Below are 24,431 nucleotides of genomic sequence, written 5' to 3'. Positions count from 1 at the left end.
AAGTGAAAGAGGATCAATATATTTTTTCCTTTCATAGTAGCTTCCGAATAAGAAAACATCCAATGTCTCCTTACACCTCCGAAGGACTCACACCAAACTCTTTCTTAAAGCTGGTAGAAAAGTAATTCGGATCGGGAAAACCAACAGCTGTAGCTGCTTCTTGGACGCTAAAGTTCTGTTCTTTGATTAATTTCCTGGCTTCATCAAGGCGTAATTTTTTAATGAATGCATTCAGGGAGGTATCGCAAACTTCTTTCCAGTCTGCGTATAATTTCGAGCGGCTTACAAAAAGTGCATCAGCCAGTAATTCTACACTTAAGGCCTGGTTTGCCAATTGCCGGTATACAATTTCCCGAACTTCCTTTACGAGTTCATCCTCTCCATCTTCTTCGTGCAGCTGGTTGCCTTTTAAAATGCTTTCTCTTCGTAATACTGCCTCAATTTGAGATAACAAGAGTTTACTTTTAATCGGCTTCGTCAGGTAAACATCCGCACCGGAGGAGAGCCCGGCTTCTTTGTCCGTGTCAAGGTTTTTTGCAGATAAGAAAATCACCGGCAATTTCTTGTATTCTTCCTGTTTCCGCAGGTTATTCACAAACTCCAGGCCATTCATTTTCGGCATCATTACATCCGATATCACGAGGTCCACTTTTTCTTCTTGCAATAACTCAAGTGCTTCCGTTCCCTCACGTGCAACGGTTACTTGATACTCTTCAGATAAAACAGATTGAAGGTAATTCCTGAAATCGTCGTTGTCCTCAACCAAAAGCAGGTGTTCTTTTTTTGATGAGATTCCATGTTGGTTGATAGACAGATCCTTGTCTGTTTCTTTCTTCTTTTGTTCCACAGGGCGTGATACAGGGAAATGAATAATGGTATCTGAATCTCTTAAATGCGAGTATCCCTTCTTCATAGTTACGATAAATTCCGCACCTTCGCCTTTATTTGAGACAACTCGAACCTCTCCCCCCATACGATCCACCAACCCTTTTACGAGGTACAGCCCAATGCCCGTTCCTTCAGCAGAGTAGGCGCCCTCAGCCTGGTACAAATAATCGAATACTTTTTCGGCCTCCTCTTTATCAATCCCCACTCCCTCGTCTTTAATCCTCAAAGCTACAGAATCACCCAGGTTCGATAGGTTGACCTGAATGGTGGATTTCCGTGGTGAAAACTTAATAGCATTGCTCATCAAATTGATGATAATTCGCTCCCAGGCATCAGTATCCAGGTAAATTTTTTCATCAATCTTATCTGATTCAAAGCTTAGTGTAATCTCTTTCTGATCAAGACTCGACTGAAACTGCCCTAAAAGTTGTCCGGTGAGTTCCGCAATATCCACGGGTTTGAAAGTGAGCGAGAGCTTGTCTGCGTTCAGCTTACTCACTCCCAGGATTTGATCGACCAGGTTTTGCAGTCGGTCGCTGTTTCGTTTCATGAGTTGAAGCCGTTCCTTCGTATTTTTCTCAGACAGCTCTATTCCGTCTTCCAGGAGATCATCCAGCGGACTGGCAATGAGAGATAATGGCGTTTTAAGTTCGTGGGTAATCCCTGAAAAGAAACGGGATTTCTGTTCAGCGGCTTCCTGCAATTCTTGTGTCTGTTGACTGACCCTGGTTTGAAGCTCCCTTTCACGCCTCTTCAATAAACGCGTGCGATAGCGGATTCCGCCATACATACTACAAAGGCCAAGAAGAATCATAATTCCATAAAACCAATTGGTTTCATAAAAATAGTATGGAATGAAGATGTCTATGGTGGCAGTTTTTATCTCTTCCTGTTCATTGGGTTGATACGCCTCCAGATGAAACGTGTGCCAGCCCGGCGGCACATTTGTAAATGCAGCCTCCCGAATATCATTGGATATTTCCCATTCACTTTGTACATCATCTAATTTGTATCGAAAAATTGTGCGCTCAGGAGACACCAGATTCGGAGCTGTAAATTTAATGCGAATATTTCGTTCGGACTTTGGCAGTGAAACCTCAGCATATTGGTCGGCATGGATTGTACTATCGGCAAATGCAATATTTTCAATTACAGGTTTGATAGTCTGCCCCGATCCTTGCTTCTTCTAATCGTGATAAATGAAAGACAGTCAATCCCCGCTGATTCGGAAAGATGATCTGCTGCTGATCGTTTGAAATGAATCCGGCTGTCTGTACACCACCGTTCGCCTCCCGGTTGACCATTCCGTCATTTTCGTTGAATCCCATCACCGGCAGGTTTTCCAAATTACCATCTGCATAATCATTCAAACCCCGAAGAGGTATAGCCATGATTCCGCCGTTTGAACTAATCCACAGCCTGCCCTCCGTATCCTCTATAATCCTGTGCAGCGAGTTGTGAATCAGGCCGTCTTGTTCCATCACTCTTGTAAACTCGGTGGGAACCGCATTCGAATTCAGAACAATGCGGTTTAAACCGAGATCTTCGGTTGCGACCCAGATCGTATCCTCAGACTGCACAAAAATATCGCGGATAAAATTACTTTGAAGGCCGCTGTTTTCAACCCTGTAATTTCGGGCCACTCTATCCTTCAATATGGTGAGCCCATATCCAAATGAACCGGTAAACAGAGTGCCCCGATGGTTTTCACGAATGACCCGTACATGTTGGAATGGATTTTCTGATGCGCTTTCGAAATCGTTAAACAAGCTAAAATCACCGTTTTGATACGATACCATCCGATCAGAAGTGCCTAACAGGAATCCATCATTGTATTCGTGCATGGCCTCTACCGTAATTTCTGGGCCGGTCACGGATTCCAACCCATCCAGTTTCCGCCAGCTGTCATTTTCATATGTCCATAATCCTTGATGTGTTATACTTGCGTAAAGAGTACCGTCTGAATCTTCAAAAAGAAATCGGGAATTATTTGCCAGTAAAGGACTGCTTTGGGAATTCCAGTTTTGGTATCCGTTATTTGTGATTCTGTAAATTCCGTTATGAAAACTACCGGCCCAAATAGCTCCGTCATCTGTTTGAATGACGGGATAAATATTCTCAAACCCGGGTATTTGATCAGATGTGATATTCGACGATATACTTTTTCGGATTTGATACACTCCGTTATAAAGAGTAGAGACCCATAATGAGCCGGAACGGTCTAAAAAACCCGAAATGATATCATCTGTTGTTAATACGGTTTGGTTGTTTATACGTACATTGCTGAACTTGATCAATATCTCTTCTTCATTTTTTCCTTCATAAATAAGATTTGTTCTCTCTGTTGTAGCGTTAAAAGCAGGGCCGTAAATATTCACTGATCCGGATGAAGGATTATATTTAAAAAACCCTTCTGAACTATTGATCAGCATAGATTGATCCGGCATTTGGTGCACCCCCCATACATGGCTTGGGTCTTGGTCCAGATTGAAACGAAAATCAATTCGATCCTCATCTATTGAGTATCTGAAAGTACCACCGTTTCCGGAAATCCACAGATAACCATCATCTTCTTTAATGTCTGTAACCGACCGAAAAGAAATCGGGAATTCGTTTGGTTCAAGAAGTTGTATAGCATTGCCATTCTTCAAATGAATAAGTCCATTTTCATTCACAATCATTAAGGTCTGATTGCTCGTCCACCCCAAGGCCCAGCTATCGGATTGCAAAAGTGGTTGATCCAAAAACACGAACTGATTAGTAGCCCTGTTGAACTCTGCAGGTCCTGAGTCGGTAGCAATCCAAATATCTTCTTTTTCCTGAAGATGCAATTCAACAGCTACGGTACTGCGTCCATTTTGGATGGCTGGATAATTCTGAAATGTAGAGCCGGTTTTGTGAGTCAAAGAACCATCAGGATGTAAAAGCCAGAGTTCATCATGTACAGAAACATAGATCATTTCTGAAATTCGGTTCGAAGAAAGCCCCGGGGTGTTGCCGGAATTGTAAACCACAAATTCATATCCATCAAACTGGGCAAGACCATCCGTTGTGGCAAAATAGAGGTAGCCGTTTGCATCCTGTGCCATTCTGTTGACGGAATTAACAGGTAACCCATCCTCAACTGTGTAGTTTTGAATGATATATTCCTGTCCTGCTGGAAGAACAAACTGCTGTAGGAAAAGTACAAGAGTCAAGAACAACAGATTCATAGGAAACGTCGAAATTAGCCTTCATGATGTAGATTTTGGATGATATTAAAGATATTCTGGACACTTTCAAAGAGAGCTTTTCAGAATAGACCGAGACATCTCTTTCCAGTGATTAACCACATTACCATTGGATTTCTCCACTCCGCTGCGCTCCGGTCGAAATGACAACGGTGCCATTGGGCCATCGCGGCGTATCAAATATGCATCTTGAATCCAGTTTTGTCCAACGCCGCTGCCAGTAGAATCGCCAAAGAACCGGCGTAATTGGAAATGGAATTGTGGCAGTGAACCTGAAACGCCGGGTGTTTACACAAGGCCGCCCGTTATTTCGAGACTACCGAACTTCGCCGTACTGCGTTGCACACTATTGTAGTTGATACATTCGACATGTATCAAGTTTTATGGAGTCTTTATGAGTCGTGGAGTCATGATAGCCTATATCAGTGAGATCCCTCCATGCGTTCGCTCCGCTCTCTCAGTCGGGATGACACAACAGGGGGGTGAGGAAGCGGCGGGCATAGAGGGCCGTGTTTGAAAAAACCTCATGTACTGCCCGCCGCCGATACCCACCACACCCTTGTCATCCCGACCGAAAACCCCGACTGCGATTTTCCTGTCGGGGTTGCATGGAGGATCTCATGAAAACTATTTATCATCCAGTTGAAGTACTATAAAGCAACTTGTGTCCACACGATATGTGCATTTCGGAGCGAATCGAGACATCTCCTCGTCATGCGTCTGCCTGTATGTAGCAGGCACACCAAAACCACAGATTATCCCGAAAACAGCCATTATTCCACACTTTTTGGACGTTTTCAAAGATATTCTGGACACGTTCAAAGACTGCTCTTTCTATTTTTTGAGTGAATCAACATCACAACTCTACCCACTCGGTACAACAACACACAGCAGGTATGACTATGGCATCATCAATGAATTCATTATCACAACTGGTTTTCACATCGCATTAAAACAGATTGAGGAACAATGGTTTGGCGCGTCTTTGGACTCCTTCATGCTTTCACTTCTGCAGGCGCCACCGCACAGGCCCAGTTTGCCGGTGGAGACGGTTCTTCGGGAGATCCGTATCAAATCGACAGTGCGGAAGGATTAAATGAGATCCGAAACGATCATGGACGCCCACTACATCCTGGTTGCCGATATCGACTTAACCACCGCCACCGGCGACCCCTCAGGAGCCTACTGGAACGGCGGGGATGGCTGGGATCCTATAGCTACGTACAATAGTCGATTCAAAGGTAGTTTTAATGGGAATGGACATACTATTACCGGGTTGTTTATAGATCGCAGAGATGAAAATTATATCGGATTGTTCGGAGCGATTGATGCGGGCGTAGAGCTCAGCAATATAGGTATGGTAGCTGTAGACCTGACCGGCGATCGATATGCAGGTGGCCTGGTGGGCGTTTCTATTGGTGAAGTCATGAACAGCTACGCCACAGGTAACGTGAAAGGTAATTTCATTGTCGGTGGCCTGGTGGGTCAAAATTTAAATGGCGACATCACGGGTAGCTATGCCACGGCTAATGTGAATATCAGCGGAAATACGGCCGGTGGTCTGGTGGGGTTAAATGATGGTAGCATATCCAATAGTCATGCTACGGGTAGTGTGAATGGAGCCTTCAACATCAGCGGTTTGGTGGGGACAAATGGTGGTATCATATCCAATACTTATGCTACGGGTAATGTGAGTGGAACAGGTTTAATCGGTGGCTTGGTGGGTTCAATTGAGCCTGGTAACACAATCACCAACAGCTACTGGAATACCGAAACCAGTGGTACTAACACTGGCGCTGGAGAAGGAGACGCTTCAGGAACTACTGGCCTTACCAGTACCCAGATGCGACAGGAGGCCTCGTTTACCGATTTCGATTTTACAGATACCTGGCAGATTGAATCCGGCATGTACACCTCTTATCCATACCTGCAGGAGATAACCTACGACGAACCGGGAGCCGAGCCGGAAGTCAATCCCATTCCCGGCTTGTTTAGAATTTTTCCCGATGAGAATAACGTACTGTTTGTCGACCAAAACGTAGATGGCGGCGACGGGAGCGGTAACTCCTGGGAGAACGCCATTCCCGAACTGCGTGATGCGCTGAGCTGGGCAGGTGAAAACTGGGACGGGGATACCGACGGCACACTGCAAATCTGGGTGGCGGATGGATTGTACGTTCCCACCAGCGATGATACCGACCGCGGGGCCACTTTCCTGTTGGTAAACAATGTAGAAATATATGGCGGGTTTGATGGTGGAGAATCCAGTCTTTCTGGGCGTGATTGGGAAACAAACGAAACCATCCTCAGCGGGGATATTGACGGGAATGACAACCCGTTTGCCCCGGATACCGACAGTGACAACTATTCAGAAACCCTGTCCCAAACCGACCACATTCAAGGTACCAACAGTTATCATGTGGTCACCGGTAGTGGGACTGGCAATACAGCCCTGTTGGATGGATTTACTATCACAGCCGGTAACACTTATAATGCAAGTGCCCCTCATCAGAACGGCGGCGGAATATATAACGAAAATGGCAATCCCACCCTTAAAAATCTCGTCATTGAAGGTAACCGGGCACTTTTAGTCGGTGGGGGGATATTTAATACAGAAAACAGTTTTCTAACACTGAATAATGTAGTTCTGGCACATAACACCGCATTTTTTGGAGGTGGAATGGCTAACGACAACAGCCGTTCCACCTTGGTCAATGTACGTATGGAATCCAACAGTGCATATGCTGAGGGCGGGGCCATAAGCGGAGGTTTAAACGGTTCTCTCTTAATCATAAATGCTGTTTTTGTTGATAACAGCGCATTAGGCAGTGGAGCCGCCGGCGGTGCCCTGTCTATCGGAGATAGTGATGTTATATTAATTAATGCAACGGTCGTTAATAATAGTGCAGAGAATGGGATAGGGGGTGCAATTTTTAGCAATGGCGATATGAGGATTGTAAATTCAATCTTTTGGGGAAATTCGGCAGAAGATGAAGCGAATGAATTTTTCAACGGTGAAGATGCAACAACCGATATCAAAAATTCTATCCTGAATGTTGGGGGGGCGGATGATGTCGTTAGAGAGGGCACTTTGGTTTGTAATAGTTGTTCAGACCTTGATCCAATCTTTGCTGATCCCGTCAACGGCGACTATACTCTGCAACATGTTAGTCCGGCCATCAACGCGGGAACCAACGCTCCCTACGAGTCCGGCGGGGATGCTGAAGGAATGACCACCGACTTTGCCGGCAACGACCGTATCTACGATGGCGGAACGGTTGATATGGGCGCCTACGAATTCCAGGGCGAGCCCCTTTTACCGCCGGACCCAATTGTATTAACTGCACCGGAAGATGAAGCTGTGAACGTAAGTCTTTCTCCTGAGTTTACCTGGGAGCCTGATGAAACAGTTACGAACTACCGCTTGATCATTTCTGAGAATAATGATTTTTCTGATTTTTTAATTGATGAGTCTGACAACGTAAACAATACCTATGAGCCGCCAAACAATCTGGAAAATTCTACGACCTATTACTGGAAGGTTCAGGGATTGAATGAAGCGGGAAGCGGAGAATGGAGCGAGGTTTTTAGTTTTTCCACGATTCCCGAAAGCTCTGAGATTGTGATTCTGACCGATCCGGCTGATGAAGCTGAGGACGTTCCGTTGAGGCCACTCTTTGAATGGAACCAGGCCGATGGAGCCGATACCTACGACCTGGTCGTATCGCCCAACGGCGATTTTTCCGATCCCGTGATTAACGAAAGTGAAATTACAGATACCGAATTTCAAACGACTACAGAACTGGACTTCTCAACGATGTATTACTGGCGCGTACGCGGCGTAAATACGGGTGGCGCGGGAGACTGGAGTGAAACCTTCAGTTTTACCACCCTGGATCAACCAGAAGCGTCTGATAACCGCATTCTGGTTGCGAATAACCAATCCTACACATTCAGTCCCGCCGATTTTGGAGTAACGGACAACAATTACATTGTGATTATCGAGGACATGAGCGGGTTCAATGGAGTTCTGGAACTGGACGGCGGTGAGGTGTCCACAAGCGATGAAATTTCCGTCGGCAATATTGATAATGAACAATTGATTTACACGCCATCTTCAGAAGAGTACGGGTATGGCTACGACAGTTTCCAGTTTTCCATCAAAGATGCCGGTGGAAACACCAGCGAAGACTCCTACACGATGAGCCTGGATGTAGCCGCTACAAGTGTCAATTTAAGCTACGAGGGAGAGGGCTGGAGATTTTTGAGCTCGCCGGCGGACGGAGAAACCGTAGGAGATCTTTTTGAGCCGATCTGGACGCAGGGATTTCCCGGTTCAGACAGCCCGGGAGCGGACTTTGCCAATATTCAAACAGCTAAACCAGGAAGAGTATGTGTGGGAGCCGGTGGAAAATGATGATGCTGAATTGAATACTGGGGATGCAGTCATCGCGTATGTGTATGGTGACGATGACAACAACGGTTCGGATGATGGATTCCCCAAAACGCTGACCAGCTCCACCGGCAACTGGCTCAACCTGGATGGAAGTTATGAAGAGAGCTTTTTTTACGACCCCGATCAGCAGGAAACGGAAGACAGTTTCTATCTGTGGGGAAATCCTTACCCGATTGCGATAGATCTGTGCGAAGCGGATCTAAACAATATTCCAAAAAACGCCTATTTCTGGAATCCGGCAGCCAACGATGGCAACGGAGATTATATGAACCTGAGCTGTGACGGCGGTGATGATGTGGTGATCGCCCCGTTCCAGTCGATCTGGCTGCGGCTCACGGATGCAAATAACAGCATGGAACTTCCGGCCGGTACGTATGTGGAAGCGGATGTAAACGGATACTTTAAAGACGACGAGCCGTCAGACCGCTTCCTGATCACGATGAATGTGAACAGCGAAGATCAGCAGAAAACATCCTTCACCAACACTACCCGTATTCTGTTTGATGATGAAGCCTCCACAGGGTCCGATTTGATCGATGCTCCGAAACTAAGTTCAGCAGGCCTGGCACAGAACTATCTGTCGTTTTACTCTCTGGATGAGGAAAACAATCCCTACGCATTGCAGGCTCTTCCCACAGCGATGGACGAGAAAATCAGAATCCCGCTGGACATCCAAACCACCGAGTCCGGCAGGTTTACGATGGACTGGAATCTCCCCGAATCGCATACCTTCATCGGCAGTTACTTTCTGCGGGATAATGAAACAGGTGAAGTGATGGAGCTTAGGGAAGGGTCAACGTACAGTTTTGAGATTAATCCAGAGCAAACCTCCAAGGTTTTGGAAACCTTGGAGGTTTCAGGCGAAGAAAGATCCGCGAAGTCTTTAGAAGACTTCGCGGATCTGGACGTGGCAGCAAGCCAGCCGTCAGAACGCTTGGAGCGGTCAGACGGCTCCACTCCTCGTTTCGAACTGTTAATTGCATCTGTTGGCGTAGACGGTTTAACCGAACTCGGCGCCACACCCGATAACTTCACCCTGGCGCAGAACTACCCGAACCCGTTCAACCCTACAACAGTGATCAGTTATCAATTACCCGTGAGCAGTGAGGTTCGGCTTGAAGTCTATGATATGCTTGGACGGAATGTAGCCACACTGGTGAATGAACAAGTATCGGCCGGCCGGCACACCGTTAACTTTGATGCGAGGAATTTGTCAAGCGGGGTGTATTTGTACAGACTGGTAGCTGGCAGCCAAATTATGACGAGGAAACTGACAATACTAAAATAACATCGACCCCAAAAAGACCCGTCGGGTTTGCTGTGGAAAAGTTTTGAGACGAACATAATGATAACCTTCTTAAAAAAAGAAAACCCGACGGGTCTCACGACTTTGGGAGCGAATGAAAACGGTAGTGAAATAATGCAAAGCCAACCTGACAGCGCACGAAACAACGTGGAGTTCCTGTCAGCGTTAGCGGAGAAATGCAGCAAGTCTGCATGCTGTCGCGACGCTTACAGGAATCCGGGAAAGCACCGGATACGCTGTCAGGTCGCTTGAATGAAACCGAAATTCTTTAAATAAAACAACCAATAGATATGAAAAATCAATCCAACTCACGTAAAATCTGGAAAAAACCCGAGCTCAAAACCTTGTCTATCAGCCGCGATACAGCGCAGGGGCCGGATCCTCAAAATCCTCCCGAAGCGGGACAACAATCGTAAGGTATTAAAAGATTGACATCAAGAGCTTCAATAATATTTAGAGAGAGAAAATAATCTGAGCTTTTTCAGGGGCAGTTGTTGCATGATATGGTAAGAAACTGGTTCTACAGCCGGTTTTGGTCTCATGTTATCAACATCTAAAAAGCATCTAATCCTCATGAAAAAATTGTTCAAACTATTCCTGTCTATTATTCTATTAATCTTTGTTATATGGCTGCCCCAGTGACTCTGGTTCCGGTGGTGAAAATCTGTTTGAAGTTGGCTTTGAGACGTTCGTACCGGTTAATGAAAATTCAGATGGAACGTATAACATATCGAATGGAGGCTTTCGGGCTTATTTTAATCCACAGTCCGGTGCCTCTTCGTATGAACTTACAGTTATCAGAGACGATGGATCAAGAGGAAATACCGTAAATAGAACGCCAGATCAGCTCGCCAAAGAAGATGGCCAACTAAAATATCAGGTGGTAATCGGTTCTCCCACATACTACATCAGTGTAAATGAAGCGAGAAAAGATGAGGCGGTTGAGTTCTTTATGAATCAACTGGAAGATGTAAGAGAGAATTATGCGAAGCTGGAAGTGAAAGTAGTTGAATAAGAATTGATCAAGAGAACACACTTCTCCGGCATTTTTCAAACTTTCAAATCCAAAAAAAATAAGCTCACGGAATATCCTGAAAGTCTTACCGGCTTATTGATTAAGCCATTTCCGGATACGATGAGCCAATTGCAGATGAATTGTTGCATCTAAAAACAGAATGTGACTCTAAATCCAAAAAACTTTTCAGTTTAAAAATCAACAAAAATTCCTATGAATCGACGAAACAAGTTACAACCCACTAAGAGAAGACAAAGGTATCACTATTTTACTGTACTGTTATTGATGTTGGTTCCAGCCGGGATAATGATTTCATGCGGTGATAGTTCGACGAATGCTGACCCTGAATTGGGATCGGTGGAAGTACAGATTGTAACAACTGGTGGTGACGAAAACCCACCCGCCTTTAGGGTGACTGTGCAGGGCAGCGGAACCAAAAATGTGGATGCCAATGACACTGGAACATTCAACAATCTGGAACCGGGAATGTATAGTGTTGAGATTTCAGACATAGCAGATCACTGTACAATGAGCAGTGAAAATCCACAATCCATAGAAATAACAGGAAGTGAAACCGCAAGTGTTAATTTTGAGATCAATTGTATTGGAATACTCAGGAATAAAATTGTTTTCACCAGGTTCGAGAACGGAGCGGCAAACCTCTACAAATCTGATCCAGATGGAGAGAACATCACCCAGATAACAGACTTTGGTGTTGGCGATTACTGGAAAGTTGCGGTTTCGCCGGATGGCATGAAGATTCTGTTTGTTTCTGAAGGAGGCGGGTTTTCAACATCCCAAATTTGGATGGTAGACGCCGATGGAGAAAATCTTGAAAATCTAACAAACGATCCTCAGCGCTTTAATGAGTTTCCCAGTTGGTCACCGGATGGATCTCAAATAGCCTATCACTCATACGTATCAAGGTGGTGAGGGAGATATATTTATTATGAATGCAGACGGAACCGAAAAAACGAATGTCACCAATTCTCCCACCGGCGAGTGGTGGCCGGATTGGTCGCCAAATGGCAATACGATTGCTTTTCATGTAGTTGAGAGTGGTATTCCCATATATATAAGTACAATAAATGTGAATGGAACAGGCCGGGCTGATTTATTGCGGGATTCTGAGGTTTTTTATGGGAACCCGTCCTGGTCGCCCGATGGCAGTAAAATTGCATTTCGCAGTAATTTGGAATCGGAAGTATCCTGGGAGATTTGCGTGGCAGATGCAGATGGTTCAAACATTGAATGCCTTACAGATGTTGCAGATAATAGTATAGAACATCGCTTCCCGAGTTGGTCGCCGGATGGCACTAAGATTGCATTCGATTCAAACAGGGATGAAGAGCCAGAATTCGTACGACGTTTTCGTGATCAACGCAAATGGCTCCGGATTAACAAATATCACAGATGATAACCAGAGTTCATCCTACTTTCCCGATTGGTCTCCGTTAGGAGAGTAAAATGAACTATTTATTTTTCAGGAACGGATTGACCGGTTTTGAAGTATGGGCACCTCCGATTAATTGCAACTGTATAAATATCAATTAGTTGCTGAGAAGTTACCCCGTATATTTACAGCAGTAAAATGATTCTACAGACATAAATAGCATCAGTCTTTATGGCACAAGAGTTATAAGCGGCAAGGAGTCGAAGGGTTATTTGGCAAACATGACCGCCTGAAATGGGCTCTCCGGTCAGGGTGGTCCCCGGGAAGGACTCAATCGGGTGCACCGGCTGAGATCGGATCCTTTCATGCCGGTTTTAGAAAAAATGTCATCGTCATGGACAGACAAACACTTATTCAGAACTCGACCGGGGCCAAGCCCCTCATTGACTTTGCCGATTGTTGAACCGTATAAGGTGATCATTGCCATCCTCGCAAGCGCCCAGTATAGCCCCGACGATTCCCCTGCAAACCGAGGTGTCAAATCCTGCCACTACGGCTACGGAGCTTTACATCGCGCGATAATCGGCGGAGTTGACGCCTGCAATCGAGGATAATGAGGTCGGTAATCGCTGCGAGTTAAATCGATTTGGGATAATCCGACGATCGCGGACGTCAGCACGGATTCTGGTCAGGAGACGGAGCTCGTTGAGTCCGTATCGAATACCGGGTAGTTATCCAGCCATCCCTTAGTTGCCCATCCGGCGTTGCAACTTGACAAATCGGATGCACAGTTTTTGCCCAAGTGCCCGTCGAGCGAAGCACACGCACGAGAAAATCGACGCCGGTACAAGCTTCCGTGATCAGCCCCCATTGCGTTAATTGGAATTGAGGCTTCCTTCTCCAACAAGAAACGCCAGATATGGCTACGCGAAAAGCGCGCTGGACAACACGACAATTTTTAAATGGGGTCGTCGAGCCATCTCTCAGATCGATTTAAGATGATTTGCAATAATCTCACGCATTTTCCCAATTGAGATGGATTGAGGCCGCTGCACTTTTGTAATAGAAACTTGCTCGCAAATAGAGCTTATTTTCTTCAAATAAGCCGCTTCCGCCTCCGGCATCGCAAACAGGTACTCTCTCCTGTAGATCTCCTGGTGCAGATAAGAAAACGCTTCTACTTTTTCTACTTTTTCAAACGAGACATCATCATCCTCAGTAACCTGCAGAATCAAAATGGAATTCAACGGGCAGGCTTCCGTTTGATTTGATTCAATCTCGAAATAATACTTTTCATCTTCGGGACGAATTTTTGTGAGGTCACTTTTCTTTTTCTTGAATTGCTGAAGGCTGTCATCCCACAATTTGATTTTACCCGTTTTTGGCCAGATATGTGGCTTCCCCTCTTCAAAAAGAATGGGTGTCACATCATCGGTTAAAAAGCCGGCACCGTTCAGACAAAAAGAGGTTGTTAATGAGGATTTTCCTGCCCCCGAATCTCCGCAGAACATCACACTTTTTTGATTGTATATGAATGAACTTCCGTGAAGAGGGAGAATCCGGCGCTGATGAAGGATTGCTCCATATACTGAGCCATTCATGTAAAGTTCAAGGGAGGCAGCATCTGCTTTTTTATCAGGAGAATATTCGATTCGTTTGCCATTGCAAGCGTAAAAGCTCCCAACATTCTTTACCGTCATCGAAAATTCGGTGGGGCTGATGCTCATCCAGCTGTTGGAGTAAGCTGGTTCCCGGATTTGACTGACAGAATCGACTTGTTGGATTTGAACGTCATCCAGTGGAAATGGGATGGTATTGCGAGATTGCTTAGTCATCGGATGAGTGTAATAGCTATGAAAATGAATAGCAAGTTGGATCACTGATTCTACTCACTACTGTAGTAACCAGGAAATTAACATAGTCTCAGGATCAATAAATCAATTTAATAACCAACTTGAGAAGAGGCCACAAAAGCACAAAAACACAAATAATTTTGTGATTTCCTGTTTTTGTGGCTACTCGATTAACTATACTTTTTTAAAGATTGTAACACTACCGTGACTGTTCACTTGTAATCTCAATAAACTCTTCATTATCCACCTGTGGGCGTCCCTCAAAGTTCGCAATGTTTACGGCGGAATTATAAATCAACTGAACGACTCTGGGAAATTTTTCGAAATCCACGTCCTCTATATGATCGGAGGGCTGATGATAATCTTCGTGAACACCTGTAAAGAAAAAGACAAACGGAACTCGCAACCGCCCAAAGTTCCAGTGGTCACTCCGCCGGTAAAACTGGTTGGGATCATTCAGGTCGTTATATCCGCGGTCCAACGTCATGTTGACACTTTTTTGATTGGCATCCTGAACCAGGCTGTCTAATTGTGATGAGATAATTTCTCCGCCAATCAGGTACACATAATCGGTATTGCCGTCTTCAATATGTTCAGGATCACTGCGGCTGATCATATCTGTGTTGAGTGCAGCAACCGTTTGCTCGATTGGAATAACGGGATGATCGGAATAGTAACGTGAACCCAGCAGCCCGGATTCCTCAGCTGAAACGTGTAAAAACAGGATACTTCGTTTGGGCTTGTAACCATCTTGAGCCGCTTCTTGAAATGTATTGGCAATGGCCATCAGTCCTGCCGTTCCGCTGCCGTTATCATCTGCCCCATTGTAGATGTAATCACCCTCTTCGTTTGGTGATCCGAGTCCAACGTGATCGTAATGGCCCATAACCACCACAACCTCATCTTTTAATTCGGGATCTGCACCCTCGAAATAGGCCAGAACGTTATTTGTCTCGATCGTTTTTTGTCCCTCATACGGGGTGTATTCCAGGTAATACGATGTTTTTTCAGAACGAAAATTCTGCAGGTTTTCAACCGTATTTTGTCTAAGCTCTTCTAATCCCTGCTCATTGTCAACGTTCAAAATTTCAGCTGCAAATTCCGGGCTGATGAATGTGTAGGCATAAGGTGGTGTGTAGGAACCCCGTCCGCCGCCGCGATAGGCCAGTTCAAGATTCTCAGGTACACTGATGGTTTGAGAATTCATCGCAGCCATTTCATTGAACTCGTTTTCGGTCTGATCCGGAATCAACAAAATACCTCGGGCTCCGTAGTCCCGGATAAGTGTGATAAGCCGATCTCTGCCTGTGTAATTTGTGCTGACCAACGTATCATCATCTACAACATAGGGGATCTGTTCAAAAATTAAGACCCAATTATTGGCGATGGCATCTCCATCCAGGTTTCTTACGCCGTTCAAAGAGTCATCTACGCCAAATCCCCCAAATACTATATCTCCTTCAATAGGCCCGGCCCCACCGATACCCCGTACAAATTCAGTGTTGGAATTTTTGACTTCCACACTCTGGTTGACAAACAATGTGTCGCCGCTATCTGCCCGATATGTATTATATACGAGGCTGTCAGTAACCGTGGCGTTTAATTCAAAGGGCTGAAAATAGGTGCCATCTTCTCCTTTGGGCTGTAAACTTGATAGATTGATAAAATTCAGCAAGATAATCAGCTGCTTTCTCTAAACCGGGTGTTCCTGTATCGCGCCCTCCAAGGCTATCGTGGGCCAGAACGCTTAAATGCTTTTTCAGAAAATCTGCTGTAATCGACTCAGAATAACGGGTAAGTTCTTCTGTGTCTGTTGAGTAGGTTTGAGCAGTTGTAAAAGTTGGAATTGTAATGAGAATAGACAGGGATAAAAATAAATACTTCATGCTGATTCGCTAACATTGTTGCCCTCACCGATAATTTCATCCACCGGTTTCAGGTCGATAAAAAATTGGGTAGGATCATCGTTTTCAATAAACAGGTTTATTTGTTGTTCTTTGAGCATTTCAAGAATAGCAAGAAATGTGACCACTACAACCGACTTGTTGTTTAATTCTAAACAGATCTCAATAAATGAACGACGTCCATGTTCCTGCAGTGTTTGCAACACATATTCTTCCTGCTCCTCTACTGTAACGCTAACTTTCTCTACTTTATGATAGGTGTGCTGGCGTTTAATATCTGCTAAAACTTTTCGGAAGGCTCCCATCAAATCAAAAAGGGTAACATCTTTGAGAGCTTCGCCAGTAGCTTGTTTTTCCACCTCATCTGCTTTGGGATATCCACGGTAATACTTTTTCTGAGTTTCTTCGTCGATGATGGTCATCTTCTCCGCCATCTCCTTATACCGCTTGTATTCCAGCAGTTTCTGTACCAGCTCGTACCTCGGATCGTCCTCATCCAGTTCCTCCTCCTCGTCGCCTTCAAACGGAAGCATCATCCTGGCTTTAATGGACATCAGCATGCTGGCCATGTAAATGAATTCGCTGGCCACATCAAGATCCAGTTCCTCCATCAGGCGGATATATTCGAGGAATTCGTGGGTAATGTGTGAGATGGGAATGTCGTAGATATTCAGCTCATCTCTTTTGATGAAAAAGAGAAGCAGATCAAGAGGACCTTCGAAATTTTTTAGCTGAACTCTGTACATGATGCTATTGGATTCATCAAAAGATCGTAATTCATGAACTCAAAACGAAATGACAAATAGCGCATTTGATATTTCTGTAGAGGGCTTTGCAAAACCGTGGTTATTGGTCAATCTGAACTCGATTCAGATTCTCCATTCGTCTTTATAGCCAGTATCTGGAGATCCTGAATCAAGTTCAGGATGACGGTCAGAGTTTTGCAAAGCCTTCCTGTAAAGTATTTAGCAGCAACAATTAATAATTTTGGAAGAATTTTTATTGTAACAAAAAGTACTCTGAGCCATCCTATCTATCCAAGGGCAGGAAAAGATACCATCTATTTTACTGTCTACATTTGTACAATAAATAACATCTAATCATCAACATAAGATCAATCAATTATGCTATTTTCAAAAAAAGTACTAACTACGCTACTTGTCTGTGGTTTAGCCATTTTCATGAGTTGTGAAGAATCAACAATTAGTAATGATACTGTTGAGAAAGAAGGATTACTAAGTGTTGATTATGTTGAAGTCGAAAGTGCCAAAAAGGGCAAAAATACAACCAACACCGGTGGAATTAAAGAGGGCGTGTACAGTGAACATCTTGCAGAGATCAACAGCCAGCTGGCAGAAAAAGGGTTTGATAATATAAAGCTTGTGATGGCCGAGACGATCACCTATACAAGTAACGGCGGATTTCAGGCCGGGCAAACACTTCTTGCAAATGACAGAACCAAAACCCTGCCATCTCAATGGCAGCCAAATGATGCACGCCGCGGCGCATCGGGAAATGATTTGACTCATACCGTATTCTCCCCCTTTGCTGTGGCTAATGGTTCAATTAACAGTGAGCCGGATATAGATGCTTCTTTTGAAACATGGAATAACCTGAAGAAGAATTCCGGTCTGGATATTCTTAAAGTTCCAACGCCGGCAGGAGTTTTTCCGAGTGCTATATTAAGTTTTCCGGGCTTAACGCAGAATCCCTTTGCTGCGGATATATCGACTATTGGCTTTTTACCCGGATCATTTTTTGATTCAGTGCTTGGGCCAGGGGCAAGTGCTTCCGTTTTGGGAGTCACCTTTACATTCACATGGACAGCAGAACCTAATGTTATAGCCCTGAAAGAAGTGTGGTACAATGATAATTTTGCATGGTCAAACGATGGTTCATCCGGGATAGATATAGAAACAGTGGCCTTGCATGAAAATGGACACGCGCTTGGATTTGGTCATTTCGGAAGAATCTTTGTGACGAATGGAAATAACAAATTACATGTAGCGCCGAGGGCTGTGATGAATGCATCCTATCTTGGCCCGGTAAGAGAGCCTTTGGGTACAGATAAAGCATCTTTCAGCAATGTATATGGCAACTGGCCGAAAGATTAGAATCACTTTTTGATCTATCCTATTAAGAGGGAACTGGCCGATGAGGTCAGTTCCCTTTTCTGTTTTGAGGATTGATAAAATTTATGCACATTAATTGTATGTACAATTAGCGGAGATACAATGCACTCAGCAGCCAATTTATTCAGCCGGGAAATAACCCGTCATTTTGATTCTTACTTTGAAGAGTTCGATTTAGCGACCTCATATGCAGAACTTCTTTTGATCCTGCAAGATCGGGTTGAACTCTCCCAAAACGATCTCGCCGAAGAGATGAATCTTGCTCCTTCAACCATCACGAGATTTGTAAATAAGCTTGTAAAAAAAGATTTGGTTGAAAAAAAGAAGGTGGGCAGAACTGCAATGATTACGCTGAGCCGTAAAGGACAAGGCATATCCCCTGCTCTTAAAAAGAGCTTTGAAAATGCTGTCAAAGACTTAAAAAGCACTCTTGGCGATAAATATGTACATACAACTAACGAGCTTCTGTTGCACGGAGTTCATCTTTTACAGGAAGAGAAATAAAAAGAGAGAACAAAAATCGACCATTAATTTACTGCCAAATTGAGGGGCTTACCAGTTCCAGACTATTCCCCGCGGGATCTCGAAAATAGAGTGACACAGAACCATTCGGCCAGGTAACCTCCGATTCAATGGGAATCTGATTATCCATGAGAAACTGCCTCCACTCTTCCAGGTTATTTTCGTCAATTGAAAAAGCGATATGACCCTCTCCCTTACTGCCGTGAAGAGGAATCTGTTGACCATCGACCTCTGTTTGTTCTCTGGCGGTGTGATTTGGATTGAATATTAAAAGCATGCTCCCGTTACAGCGGAAAAAGATATGTCGTCCCTGCTCTTCTGATAGAAACTCTATTCCCGGTAATGCTGAATAAAATGATTTGGCTCTTTCCAAATCTTCGGCATACAAACAGGTTTCAAGGATTCCTGAAATTTTCATAGTTCAAATTTTTAGAACCTGCGAGAGTCCGACAGGTCATCGCAGAGTTATTTTAATTCGTCGATGCCCAATAAATCGTGCGGCCAAAAAAGATGGCGTTGGCAAAAAGCTTATTCTGTCCAAACCAAAATGCCCTGAAATTTGGATTATCTACAAAACTGATGATGCGTCCACCACCATACCGGTCCACAATAATTGAGGGCGTATTTCTGATTAACTCAAGATTGGTTTCAGAGATGTAACCGCTGGCAAGTGGGTTTTCCGTAAGAGAAACCGGCACGGAAAAATGATTTTCAGGCTGTTCATAAAATTGAGTACCACTTCGAAAAATATAGATTTCATTATCATCATATCCATATCCAAGCGGATGTGTGGTATCGAGGGTAGCATTGAAAATGGTGCCTCCGATTAATTGAGCACCACGGGCATTTGAGATATCGGCATAGTTCAGATCATCACTGAAATCGAATCGGCCGCTGTCCTCCTTTGCAGTTAAATTGACCAATTCCTGGCTGATTCCCCAGTCTATCGCACCTTCCTGTAGAATCAGAACACCGTCGTTTCTGACCCATCGCTTTAATTCGGAAATATCATTTTCGGAGAGATCTCCATATCTGCCATCAGACATAATAATCGTATTGTATCGGCCGAGATCTGTTGATCCAAGGTTATCTTTCTCAATCATGCTTATTGGAATTTTGTAACGCTGATCGAACTGATGCCATACCTCTCCAACATCGTAACTGCTGATTCCTTCACCGGCTAAAATAGCCACTTTTGGTTTTTCGAGAACCTCCGAACTTGGGCTTCCGAGATCCACACCACTCGTGCTTAACCCGGTAGTTACATTGTAGATATCCACGCCATCATTTTCAGCAGCGGTTTGAAGTTCCTTGTACACTTCATCAGCATCTATATCTTGTGTGCCGAGTGCAACAAGAATCGATCCGTAATCAAATTCCTGGGTACCGTTTGGAGTCTCAACCGTGGTTGGTTGTTGAATCACTTTTGTGCGGATCCCTTTATCCTGAAGCCGGTATAAAGTTCGCGGGGCATAATATTCATCCCATGAAAAGATATAGGCATAATCACTTTCCCCACCAACAACTTCACCTGTGGGCAATTCAGGATTTTCAACCCGATTGCCCAACAGATCGTTATCAAAGTCTCCGCCATCCAACGCTGCATAAGGGAGATTGAAAGCAAATGGAAGCGTCCACGCGGATACATCATAAAAGAGGCTGTCCGAAAATTCGGTGCGGGTTTCAAACATCGCCTCAATAAACTTGAATTCGGTTTGATCCGTTGGAATGACCCAGGCACGTCCCTGTTTAAACTCCTGTCCATTTACTTCAAGGTCTTCCGAGAGTTCATACATATCAACATTGTGTTTCGAAAGCAGATCGGCAAAATGGTAATTACGCCCCTGGTCGTATTGATCTCCAATTACATAAGCTTCAGTATCGGCATCTGATGCTTCCTGCTGAACATCCTGGTAATAACTTCTTCGGTACTCATGGAGATCCGTTCGTAGGGCAACGGCAGCATCAACCGTAGAAAGTGCCGTTGTAAACTGATTCCGAATGGTGAAACGGAAACCTCAGAACTCCGTGATCGGTTTCCTGGGCATGACCACGCGAACTGGCCTGCTCAAAGAGGATTCCAATCGTTCCAAACAGGTCGGGATAGGTAGATCCTTTTCCATAGTAGAAGTCATCAAAGGATTCTTTGGAGTAGTAGAGACTCTGGATCTCGTCGAGTGCATCGGCATGAAATTCCGCAATTTGTCCTGTTAAATCCTGGTTGATTTGAGGCGTTAGCGGGTGCGTTCTGGATGGAATTCCCGGCTGGAAAAAGAACGTGGAGTTCGATCCCATCTCATGGTGATCTGTTAAAATATTGGGTCGCCATTCGTGAAATTTTGCGATACGTCCGCGGCTTTCGGGATGTTGAACGGGCATCCAGTCGCGATTCAAATCAAACCAATAGTGATTGGTTCGTCCGCTTGGCCATCGTTCATTGTATTCGCGGTCGGCGGGATCGGTTGTGGTTGTTATGCTTTTGTGCATATTCACCCATGTGGCAAAACGGTTGAGCCCATCGGGGTTGAAAGACGGATCAAGTAAAATGACCGAGTTCTCTAAAATATTCTCAATCTTTTCATCATGGGCAGCAGCAAAATAATAAGCAGAAAGCATGGAGGAGTTTGCCCCGCTTGGCTCATTACCATGAATGCTATTGCCGATATTTATAACTACGGGTTGATTTTCAACATCTACATCACCGGATTGATCGGCCACCGTCAACGCCAATTGATTCTGTTTGATTTGCTCGATTCGTGAATGATTTTCGGGCGAGGTGATTGTCAAAATCAAAAGCGGCCGGTCTTCATAGGATCGTGCATACTCTTCAATCGTCACTCGGTCGGATGCCTCGGCTACGGCGTACATATAGTTTACCAGCTTGTCATGTGTGATATGCCACTCGCCAACCTGGTGGCCAATGACTTCTTCAGGTGTGGGGATTTCCGGGTTGAACTCAACATCGTCGGGGAGATAATAGTCCAACTCAACCTGGCAGAATGCAGAAACAGGAATAATGAATAGTACAATGAATGCTAAAAACTTGTTTTTCATGGCTAAAGAATTGCTTATAAATCATTTTTCAGTCAAAGTTATAGTAAACAATTCACGTACTATCGCACAAGTCTAAACAGGGATTGTTTTAAACTTTGAGTGACTTACGAAATTGACATCCAGCAGATTTCTTTTTTGATCTGAACCAAAAGCGATTTATTTTCTACTAATAAATTAGTATTAGTTCTATAGTATGATTAAGAAGTTATTTGTGATCACACTCTTGCTGGGCCTATCGGGATGTGCGCTATTTCAACCGACTATAAGAGAGAAGCTCCTTCCAATGGAGATGACAAAAGTTGAGGGAGGTACATTTTTGATGGGAGATAGTTTCGAACGAGAAAATGACGATTCACTTCCTCTGCACAAAGTCACTCTTGATGATTTTTACATCGGAACGTATGAAGTAACCTACGAGCAGTATGATGCTTTTGCTAAAGCAACAGAACGGCCGCTGCCAAGAGATGATGATCGTGGAAGAGGGAAGCGGGCGGTGATTTATGTCACGTGGGAAGACGCGCTTGCTTTTTGCAATGCTTACGGCTATCGGCTCCCGACGGAACAGGAGTGGGAATATGCTGCAAGATCGGGTGGATTACATCAGCTTTATGCGGGTACCTCGAACCCAGACAGCCTTGACCATTATGCCCGGCATCTTGAAAACAGTGGTCCTTACGCTTACCTGGTTGGTACGAAACAGCCAAATGAATTGGGTTTGTATGATATGAGCGGAAACGTATCGGAGTATGTTGGAGATTACTACCCTTTCTATAAAACAAACCCCGATTCCATTCAATATTATCCCCTCGATGAACGAGCGATGCGTGTAGTGCGGGGTGGAAGTTTTAACAGCGAAGACGTAACTCTCCGCACCTATTGGCGTGTTGGCGTTCTCGGTGATCTCGAAGACCACACCGTGGGTTTTCGATGTGCTGTTTCTGAGAAGGAATAGAAAAATGTTTTATTTCAATGGGGCAAGGGGGGGATGACCAATAATTACATACTTGGATAGCGCAAGCGTCTCGCTTGTGCTCCACATTACTGGCATCTTTCTAAAACTACCCAGACCGAGGGGTAACTTACCAATAATTGCATACTTGGATAGCGCAAGCGTCTCGCTTGCGCTCTATACATTACTGGCAGAGACTAAATTCGACCCATGAATAGATGCGAATACTTGAGGAACTCTCGCTTGTGCTCCACATTACTGGCATCTTTCTAAAACACCCATCGAGACTAAATTCGAACTCCCCTAAAAGAGGGAAGACATTTAAAAATTAATCCTTTGCCCCAACACTTCGAATGGCATACGGCATTACTTCAAGCCGTTCTTTCTGGATAGGTTGGCCCGTTTCTACACAAATTCCATAATCACCGGTTCCAATTCTGTCCAGCGCGACGGTAATTTTTTCCAGTTTTTCCTGGTTTTTATCAATCGCTGTGAGATGGGCCAGCTTGGTGTCCTCTTTTGTGGCCAAGTCGCTGTGATGATGATCTTGTGCGGATTTGGCATCCTCATAGTTACTGTCAATCTCTTCTAAGCTCTGTTTTGCCTCCTCTATGTTTTTTTCTGCTTCTTTCTTCTCTTGCAGGAGTTTCTCTTTGAAATGTTCAAGCTCTTCATCTGTTAAAGGGGAATTTTCCGCGGGTGATTTTTTCTCTACTTCAGCCATAATTCTACCAATCTTTGTTCAACTTCTGCTTATAAAATGATTTTCAGGCAGATGGCGTTTCGTATACAAAATCCGCGAAGTTTTCGAAAACTTCGCGGATTTATTCAGAAGCAATAAACTCGTAAACCATTCGGGATATCTTTGCCCCAATCTCTCGTCCCTTTTCATTATCCGGAAGATCTTTAGAGAGGAAGATCAAAATGTATGATGAACCGTCAGGCAGGTAAACAACAGCTGAATCGTGTTCCACACCCGTGATAGACCCGGTCTTGTTAGCGACAATAACGTCTTCGGGGAGTTTTGCAGGTACAATATCGCGGTAATACTGGTCCTGTAAGACTTCGATCATTTGTTGGTCCATCTCCGGGTTCACAGCCGTGCCATTTGCAAGATGTTCAAGAATGATACCAAGATCTTTCGCAGTCGTCCGATTACTGAGTCCCCGTTCAAACGCCTTCAGATCTTCCACGCCACGCAGAACCTGGATATTCATCGCTCCAAGTTCACGCATTGTTTGTGTCGTTTCCTCGGCTCCAACCAGCTTGATGAGAATATTCGTTGCCAAATTGCTGCTATACGTAATCATCGCGTGATTCAGTTCCCGGATCGTCGCCTTCTCACCCACTTTCTTTTCAATGGGATCGTTGCTTTCCGGGCTGATGGTCATCTGAAATTCCGATCCATCCACAATACTGTAAAACTTGTTCTCCACTTTGATCGAATCATCCAAACTCAACTCACCGGCTTCCACCCGTTTGAAAAGCTCAATCATCACCGGCGTTTTCATGGTACTCGCCGCGTGGAATAGAGTGTCCTCGTTGATGGCAAAATGTTGATCCTCATCTTGTAAATCTTGAAACCAAACAGCGTAGGTGCCTTCTTGTTCAGACAGATATTCTTCAATCTCTGATTTTAGGGTCTCTATTTTCGGATCGGTTTGACGAAAGCCTGTGAGGAAGAGAAGGATCAACAGAAAATAGGGATGCATCTGTTTGTTGGTGGTTT

21 protein-coding genes are annotated in these 24,431 nt (G+C 44.5%); 10 read left to right on the top strand and 11 right to left on the bottom strand.

What is annotated here, in order from left to right:
- Positions 1–70: 70 nt before the first annotated feature.
- Both U5K72_01910 and U5K72_01905 read right to left on the bottom strand, forming a co-directional pair.
- The gene (locus U5K72_01910) at positions 71–1,927 is read right to left on the bottom strand and encodes a hybrid sensor histidine kinase/response regulator transcription factor (GenBank protein MDZ7717558.1); all 1,857 of its coding nucleotides are present in this window, start codon (positions 1,925–1,927) and stop codon (positions 71–73) included.
- 106 nt (positions 1,928–2,033) lie between these two features.
- Complete coding sequence (locus tag U5K72_01905; protein ID MDZ7717557.1) at positions 2,034–4,100, bottom strand: hypothetical protein; 2,067 nt, start codon at positions 4,098–4,100, stop codon at positions 2,034–2,036.
- Positions 4,101–4,782: 682 nt separating this feature from the next.
- Here U5K72_01905 and U5K72_01900 point away from each other — a divergent pair.
- The 7 genes from U5K72_01900 to U5K72_01870 all read left to right on the top strand — a co-directional run bounded on the left by U5K72_01900 (position 4,783) and on the right by U5K72_01870 (position 12,312).
- Positions 4,783–5,214, top strand: coding sequence for a hypothetical protein (locus tag U5K72_01900; protein MDZ7717556.1), 432 nt, complete (start codon positions 4,783–4,785; stop codon positions 5,212–5,214).
- Complete coding sequence (locus tag U5K72_01895; GenBank protein MDZ7717555.1) at positions 5,215–8,535, top strand: GLUG motif-containing protein; 3,321 nt, start codon at positions 5,215–5,217, stop codon at positions 8,533–8,535.
- Positions 8,477–9,862 carry a T9SS type A sorting domain-containing protein gene (locus tag U5K72_01890; GenBank protein MDZ7717554.1) on the top strand — a complete coding sequence of 462 codons (1,386 nt, stop codon included), beginning with the start codon at positions 8,477–8,479 and terminating at the stop codon, positions 9,860–9,862. Before U5K72_01895 ends, U5K72_01890 begins: the two co-directional genes overlap by 59 nt.
- A gap of 308 nt (positions 9,863–10,170) precedes the next feature.
- A complete protein-coding gene (locus U5K72_01885; GenBank protein ID MDZ7717553.1) occupies positions 10,171–10,296 on the top strand; it encodes a hypothetical protein in 126 nt (41 codons plus the stop codon).
- Positions 10,297–10,499: 203 nt separating this feature from the next.
- Entirely contained in the window at positions 10,500–10,895 is a 396-nt protein-coding gene (locus U5K72_01880) for a hypothetical protein (protein MDZ7717552.1), read from the top strand.
- Positions 10,896–11,108: 213 nt separating this feature from the next.
- Positions 11,109–11,828: a hypothetical protein gene (locus U5K72_01875; GenBank protein MDZ7717551.1), complete on the top strand. Its 720-nt coding sequence runs from the start codon at positions 11,109–11,111 to the stop codon at positions 11,826–11,828.
- Positions 11,829–11,844: 16 nt separating this feature from the next.
- A complete protein-coding gene (locus tag U5K72_01870) occupies positions 11,845–12,312 on the top strand; it encodes a hypothetical protein (protein MDZ7717550.1) in 468 nt (155 codons plus the stop codon).
- A 959-nt stretch (positions 12,313–13,271) separates the two neighbouring features.
- Here the strand turns inward: U5K72_01870 and U5K72_01865 are convergent.
- The 4 genes from U5K72_01865 to U5K72_01850 all read right to left on the bottom strand — a co-directional run bounded on the left by U5K72_01865 (position 13,272) and on the right by U5K72_01850 (position 16,791).
- Positions 13,272–14,123: a hypothetical protein gene (locus tag U5K72_01865; GenBank protein MDZ7717549.1), complete on the bottom strand. Its 852-nt coding sequence runs from the start codon at positions 14,121–14,123 to the stop codon at positions 13,272–13,274.
- A 217-nt stretch (positions 14,124–14,340) separates the two neighbouring features.
- Complete coding sequence (locus tag U5K72_01860) at positions 14,341–15,816, bottom strand: M20/M25/M40 family metallo-hydrolase (GenBank protein MDZ7717548.1); 1,476 nt, start codon at positions 15,814–15,816, stop codon at positions 14,341–14,343.
- Positions 15,746–16,027: a hypothetical protein gene (locus U5K72_01855; GenBank protein MDZ7717547.1), complete on the bottom strand. Its 282-nt coding sequence runs from the start codon at positions 16,025–16,027 to the stop codon at positions 15,746–15,748. Before U5K72_01855 ends, U5K72_01860 begins: the two co-directional genes overlap by 71 nt.
- A complete protein-coding gene (locus U5K72_01850) occupies positions 16,024–16,791 on the bottom strand; it encodes a segregation/condensation protein A (protein ID MDZ7717546.1) in 768 nt (255 codons plus the stop codon). Before U5K72_01850 ends, U5K72_01855 begins: the two co-directional genes overlap by 4 nt.
- A gap of 378 nt (positions 16,792–17,169) precedes the next feature.
- Between U5K72_01850 and U5K72_01845 the strand changes: the two genes are divergently transcribed.
- Together U5K72_01845 and U5K72_01840 are read left to right on the top strand one after the other, a co-directional pair.
- On the top strand, positions 17,170–18,159 hold the full coding sequence (locus U5K72_01845) for a hypothetical protein (protein ID MDZ7717545.1): 990 nt from the start codon (positions 17,170–17,172) through the stop codon (positions 18,157–18,159).
- Between the two features lie 120 nt (positions 18,160–18,279).
- Positions 18,280–18,681, top strand: coding sequence for a MarR family transcriptional regulator (locus U5K72_01840; protein ID MDZ7717544.1), 402 nt, complete (start codon positions 18,280–18,282; stop codon positions 18,679–18,681).
- A 28-nt stretch (positions 18,682–18,709) separates the two neighbouring features.
- On the opposite strand, the gene U5K72_01835 is transcribed toward U5K72_01840, so the two are convergent.
- The 3 genes from U5K72_01835 to U5K72_01825 all read right to left on the bottom strand — a co-directional run bounded on the left by U5K72_01835 (position 18,710) and on the right by U5K72_01825 (position 21,753).
- Positions 18,710–19,117 (bottom strand): VOC family protein, encoded by a 408-nt coding sequence (locus U5K72_01835; GenBank protein ID MDZ7717543.1) that lies wholly within the window; start codon positions 19,115–19,117, stop codon positions 18,710–18,712.
- A 52-nt stretch (positions 19,118–19,169) separates the two neighbouring features.
- Complete coding sequence (locus tag U5K72_01830; GenBank protein ID MDZ7717542.1) at positions 19,170–20,495, bottom strand: hypothetical protein; 1,326 nt, start codon at positions 20,493–20,495, stop codon at positions 19,170–19,172.
- A 169-nt stretch (positions 20,496–20,664) separates the two neighbouring features.
- Positions 20,665–21,753 (bottom strand): M14 family zinc carboxypeptidase, encoded by a 1,089-nt coding sequence (locus U5K72_01825; protein ID MDZ7717541.1) that lies wholly within the window; start codon positions 21,751–21,753, stop codon positions 20,665–20,667.
- 193 nt (positions 21,754–21,946) lie between these two features.
- On the opposite strand from U5K72_01825, the gene U5K72_01820 reads away from it, so the two are divergent.
- Positions 21,947–22,705 carry an SUMF1/EgtB/PvdO family nonheme iron enzyme gene (locus U5K72_01820; GenBank protein ID MDZ7717540.1) on the top strand — a complete coding sequence of 253 codons (759 nt, stop codon included), beginning with the start codon at positions 21,947–21,949 and terminating at the stop codon, positions 22,703–22,705.
- A 325-nt stretch (positions 22,706–23,030) separates the two neighbouring features.
- Here the strand turns inward: U5K72_01820 and U5K72_01815 are convergent, their stop codons facing one another.
- Together U5K72_01815 and U5K72_01810 are read right to left on the bottom strand one after the other, a co-directional pair.
- Complete coding sequence (locus tag U5K72_01815; GenBank protein MDZ7717539.1) at positions 23,031–23,426, bottom strand: TraR/DksA C4-type zinc finger protein; 396 nt, start codon at positions 23,424–23,426, stop codon at positions 23,031–23,033.
- Between the two features lie 100 nt (positions 23,427–23,526).
- Positions 23,527–24,414, bottom strand: coding sequence for a serine hydrolase (locus tag U5K72_01810; GenBank protein ID MDZ7717538.1), 888 nt, complete (start codon positions 24,412–24,414; stop codon positions 23,527–23,529).
- Positions 24,415–24,431: the final 17 nt, after the last annotated feature.

Source organism: Balneolaceae bacterium (assembly GCA_034521495.1).
Classification (GTDB): Bacteria; Bacteroidota; Rhodothermia; order Balneolales; family Balneolaceae; genus Rhodohalobacter.
This window is presented reverse-complemented; position numbering and strand designations above follow the sequence as displayed.

What these genes read in the sequence shown, in the direction of transcription:
- U5K72_01905 (MDZ7717557.1), bottom strand. Translation starts at nt 4,100, where the DNA reads ATGAATCTGTTGTTCTTGACTCTTGTACTTTTCCTACAGCAGTTTGTT.
- U5K72_01895 (MDZ7717555.1), top strand. Translation starts at nt 5,215, where the DNA reads ATGAGATCCGAAACGATCATGGACGCCCACTACATCCTGGTTGCCGAT.
- U5K72_01885 (MDZ7717553.1), top strand. Translation starts at nt 10,171, where the DNA reads ATGAAAAATCAATCCAACTCACGTAAAATCTGGAAAAAACCCGAGCTC.
- U5K72_01875 (MDZ7717551.1), top strand. Translation starts at nt 11,109, where the DNA reads ATGAATCGACGAAACAAGTTACAACCCACTAAGAGAAGACAAAGGTAT.
- U5K72_01870 (MDZ7717550.1), top strand. Translation starts at nt 11,845, where the DNA reads ATGAATGCAGACGGAACCGAAAAAACGAATGTCACCAATTCTCCCACC.
- U5K72_01865 (MDZ7717549.1), bottom strand. Translation starts at nt 14,123, where the DNA reads ATGACTAAGCAATCTCGCAATACCATCCCATTTCCACTGGATGACGTT.
- U5K72_01855 (MDZ7717547.1), bottom strand. Translation starts at nt 16,027, where the DNA reads ATGAAGTATTTATTTTTATCCCTGTCTATTCTCATTACAATTCCAACT.
- U5K72_01850 (MDZ7717546.1), bottom strand. Translation starts at nt 16,791, where the DNA reads ATGTACAGAGTTCAGCTAAAAAATTTCGAAGGTCCTCTTGATCTGCTT.
- U5K72_01845 (MDZ7717545.1), top strand. Translation starts at nt 17,170, where the DNA reads ATGCTATTTTCAAAAAAAGTACTAACTACGCTACTTGTCTGTGGTTTA.
- U5K72_01840 (MDZ7717544.1), top strand. Translation starts at nt 18,280, where the DNA reads ATGCACTCAGCAGCCAATTTATTCAGCCGGGAAATAACCCGTCATTTT.
- U5K72_01835 (MDZ7717543.1), bottom strand. Translation starts at nt 19,117, where the DNA reads ATGAAAATTTCAGGAATCCTTGAAACCTGTTTGTATGCCGAAGATTTG.
- U5K72_01830 (MDZ7717542.1), bottom strand. Translation starts at nt 20,495, where the DNA reads ATGTATGAACTCTCGGAAGACCTTGAAGTAAATGGACAGGAGTTTAAA.
- U5K72_01825 (MDZ7717541.1), bottom strand. Translation starts at nt 21,753, where the DNA reads ATGAAAAACAAGTTTTTAGCATTCATTGTACTATTCATTATTCCTGTT.
- U5K72_01820 (MDZ7717540.1), top strand. Translation starts at nt 21,947, where the DNA reads ATGATTAAGAAGTTATTTGTGATCACACTCTTGCTGGGCCTATCGGGA.
- U5K72_01815 (MDZ7717539.1), bottom strand. Translation starts at nt 23,426, where the DNA reads ATGGCTGAAGTAGAGAAAAAATCACCCGCGGAAAATTCCCCTTTAACA.
- U5K72_01810 (MDZ7717538.1), bottom strand. Translation starts at nt 24,414, where the DNA reads ATGCATCCCTATTTTCTGTTGATCCTTCTCTTCCTCACAGGCTTTCGT.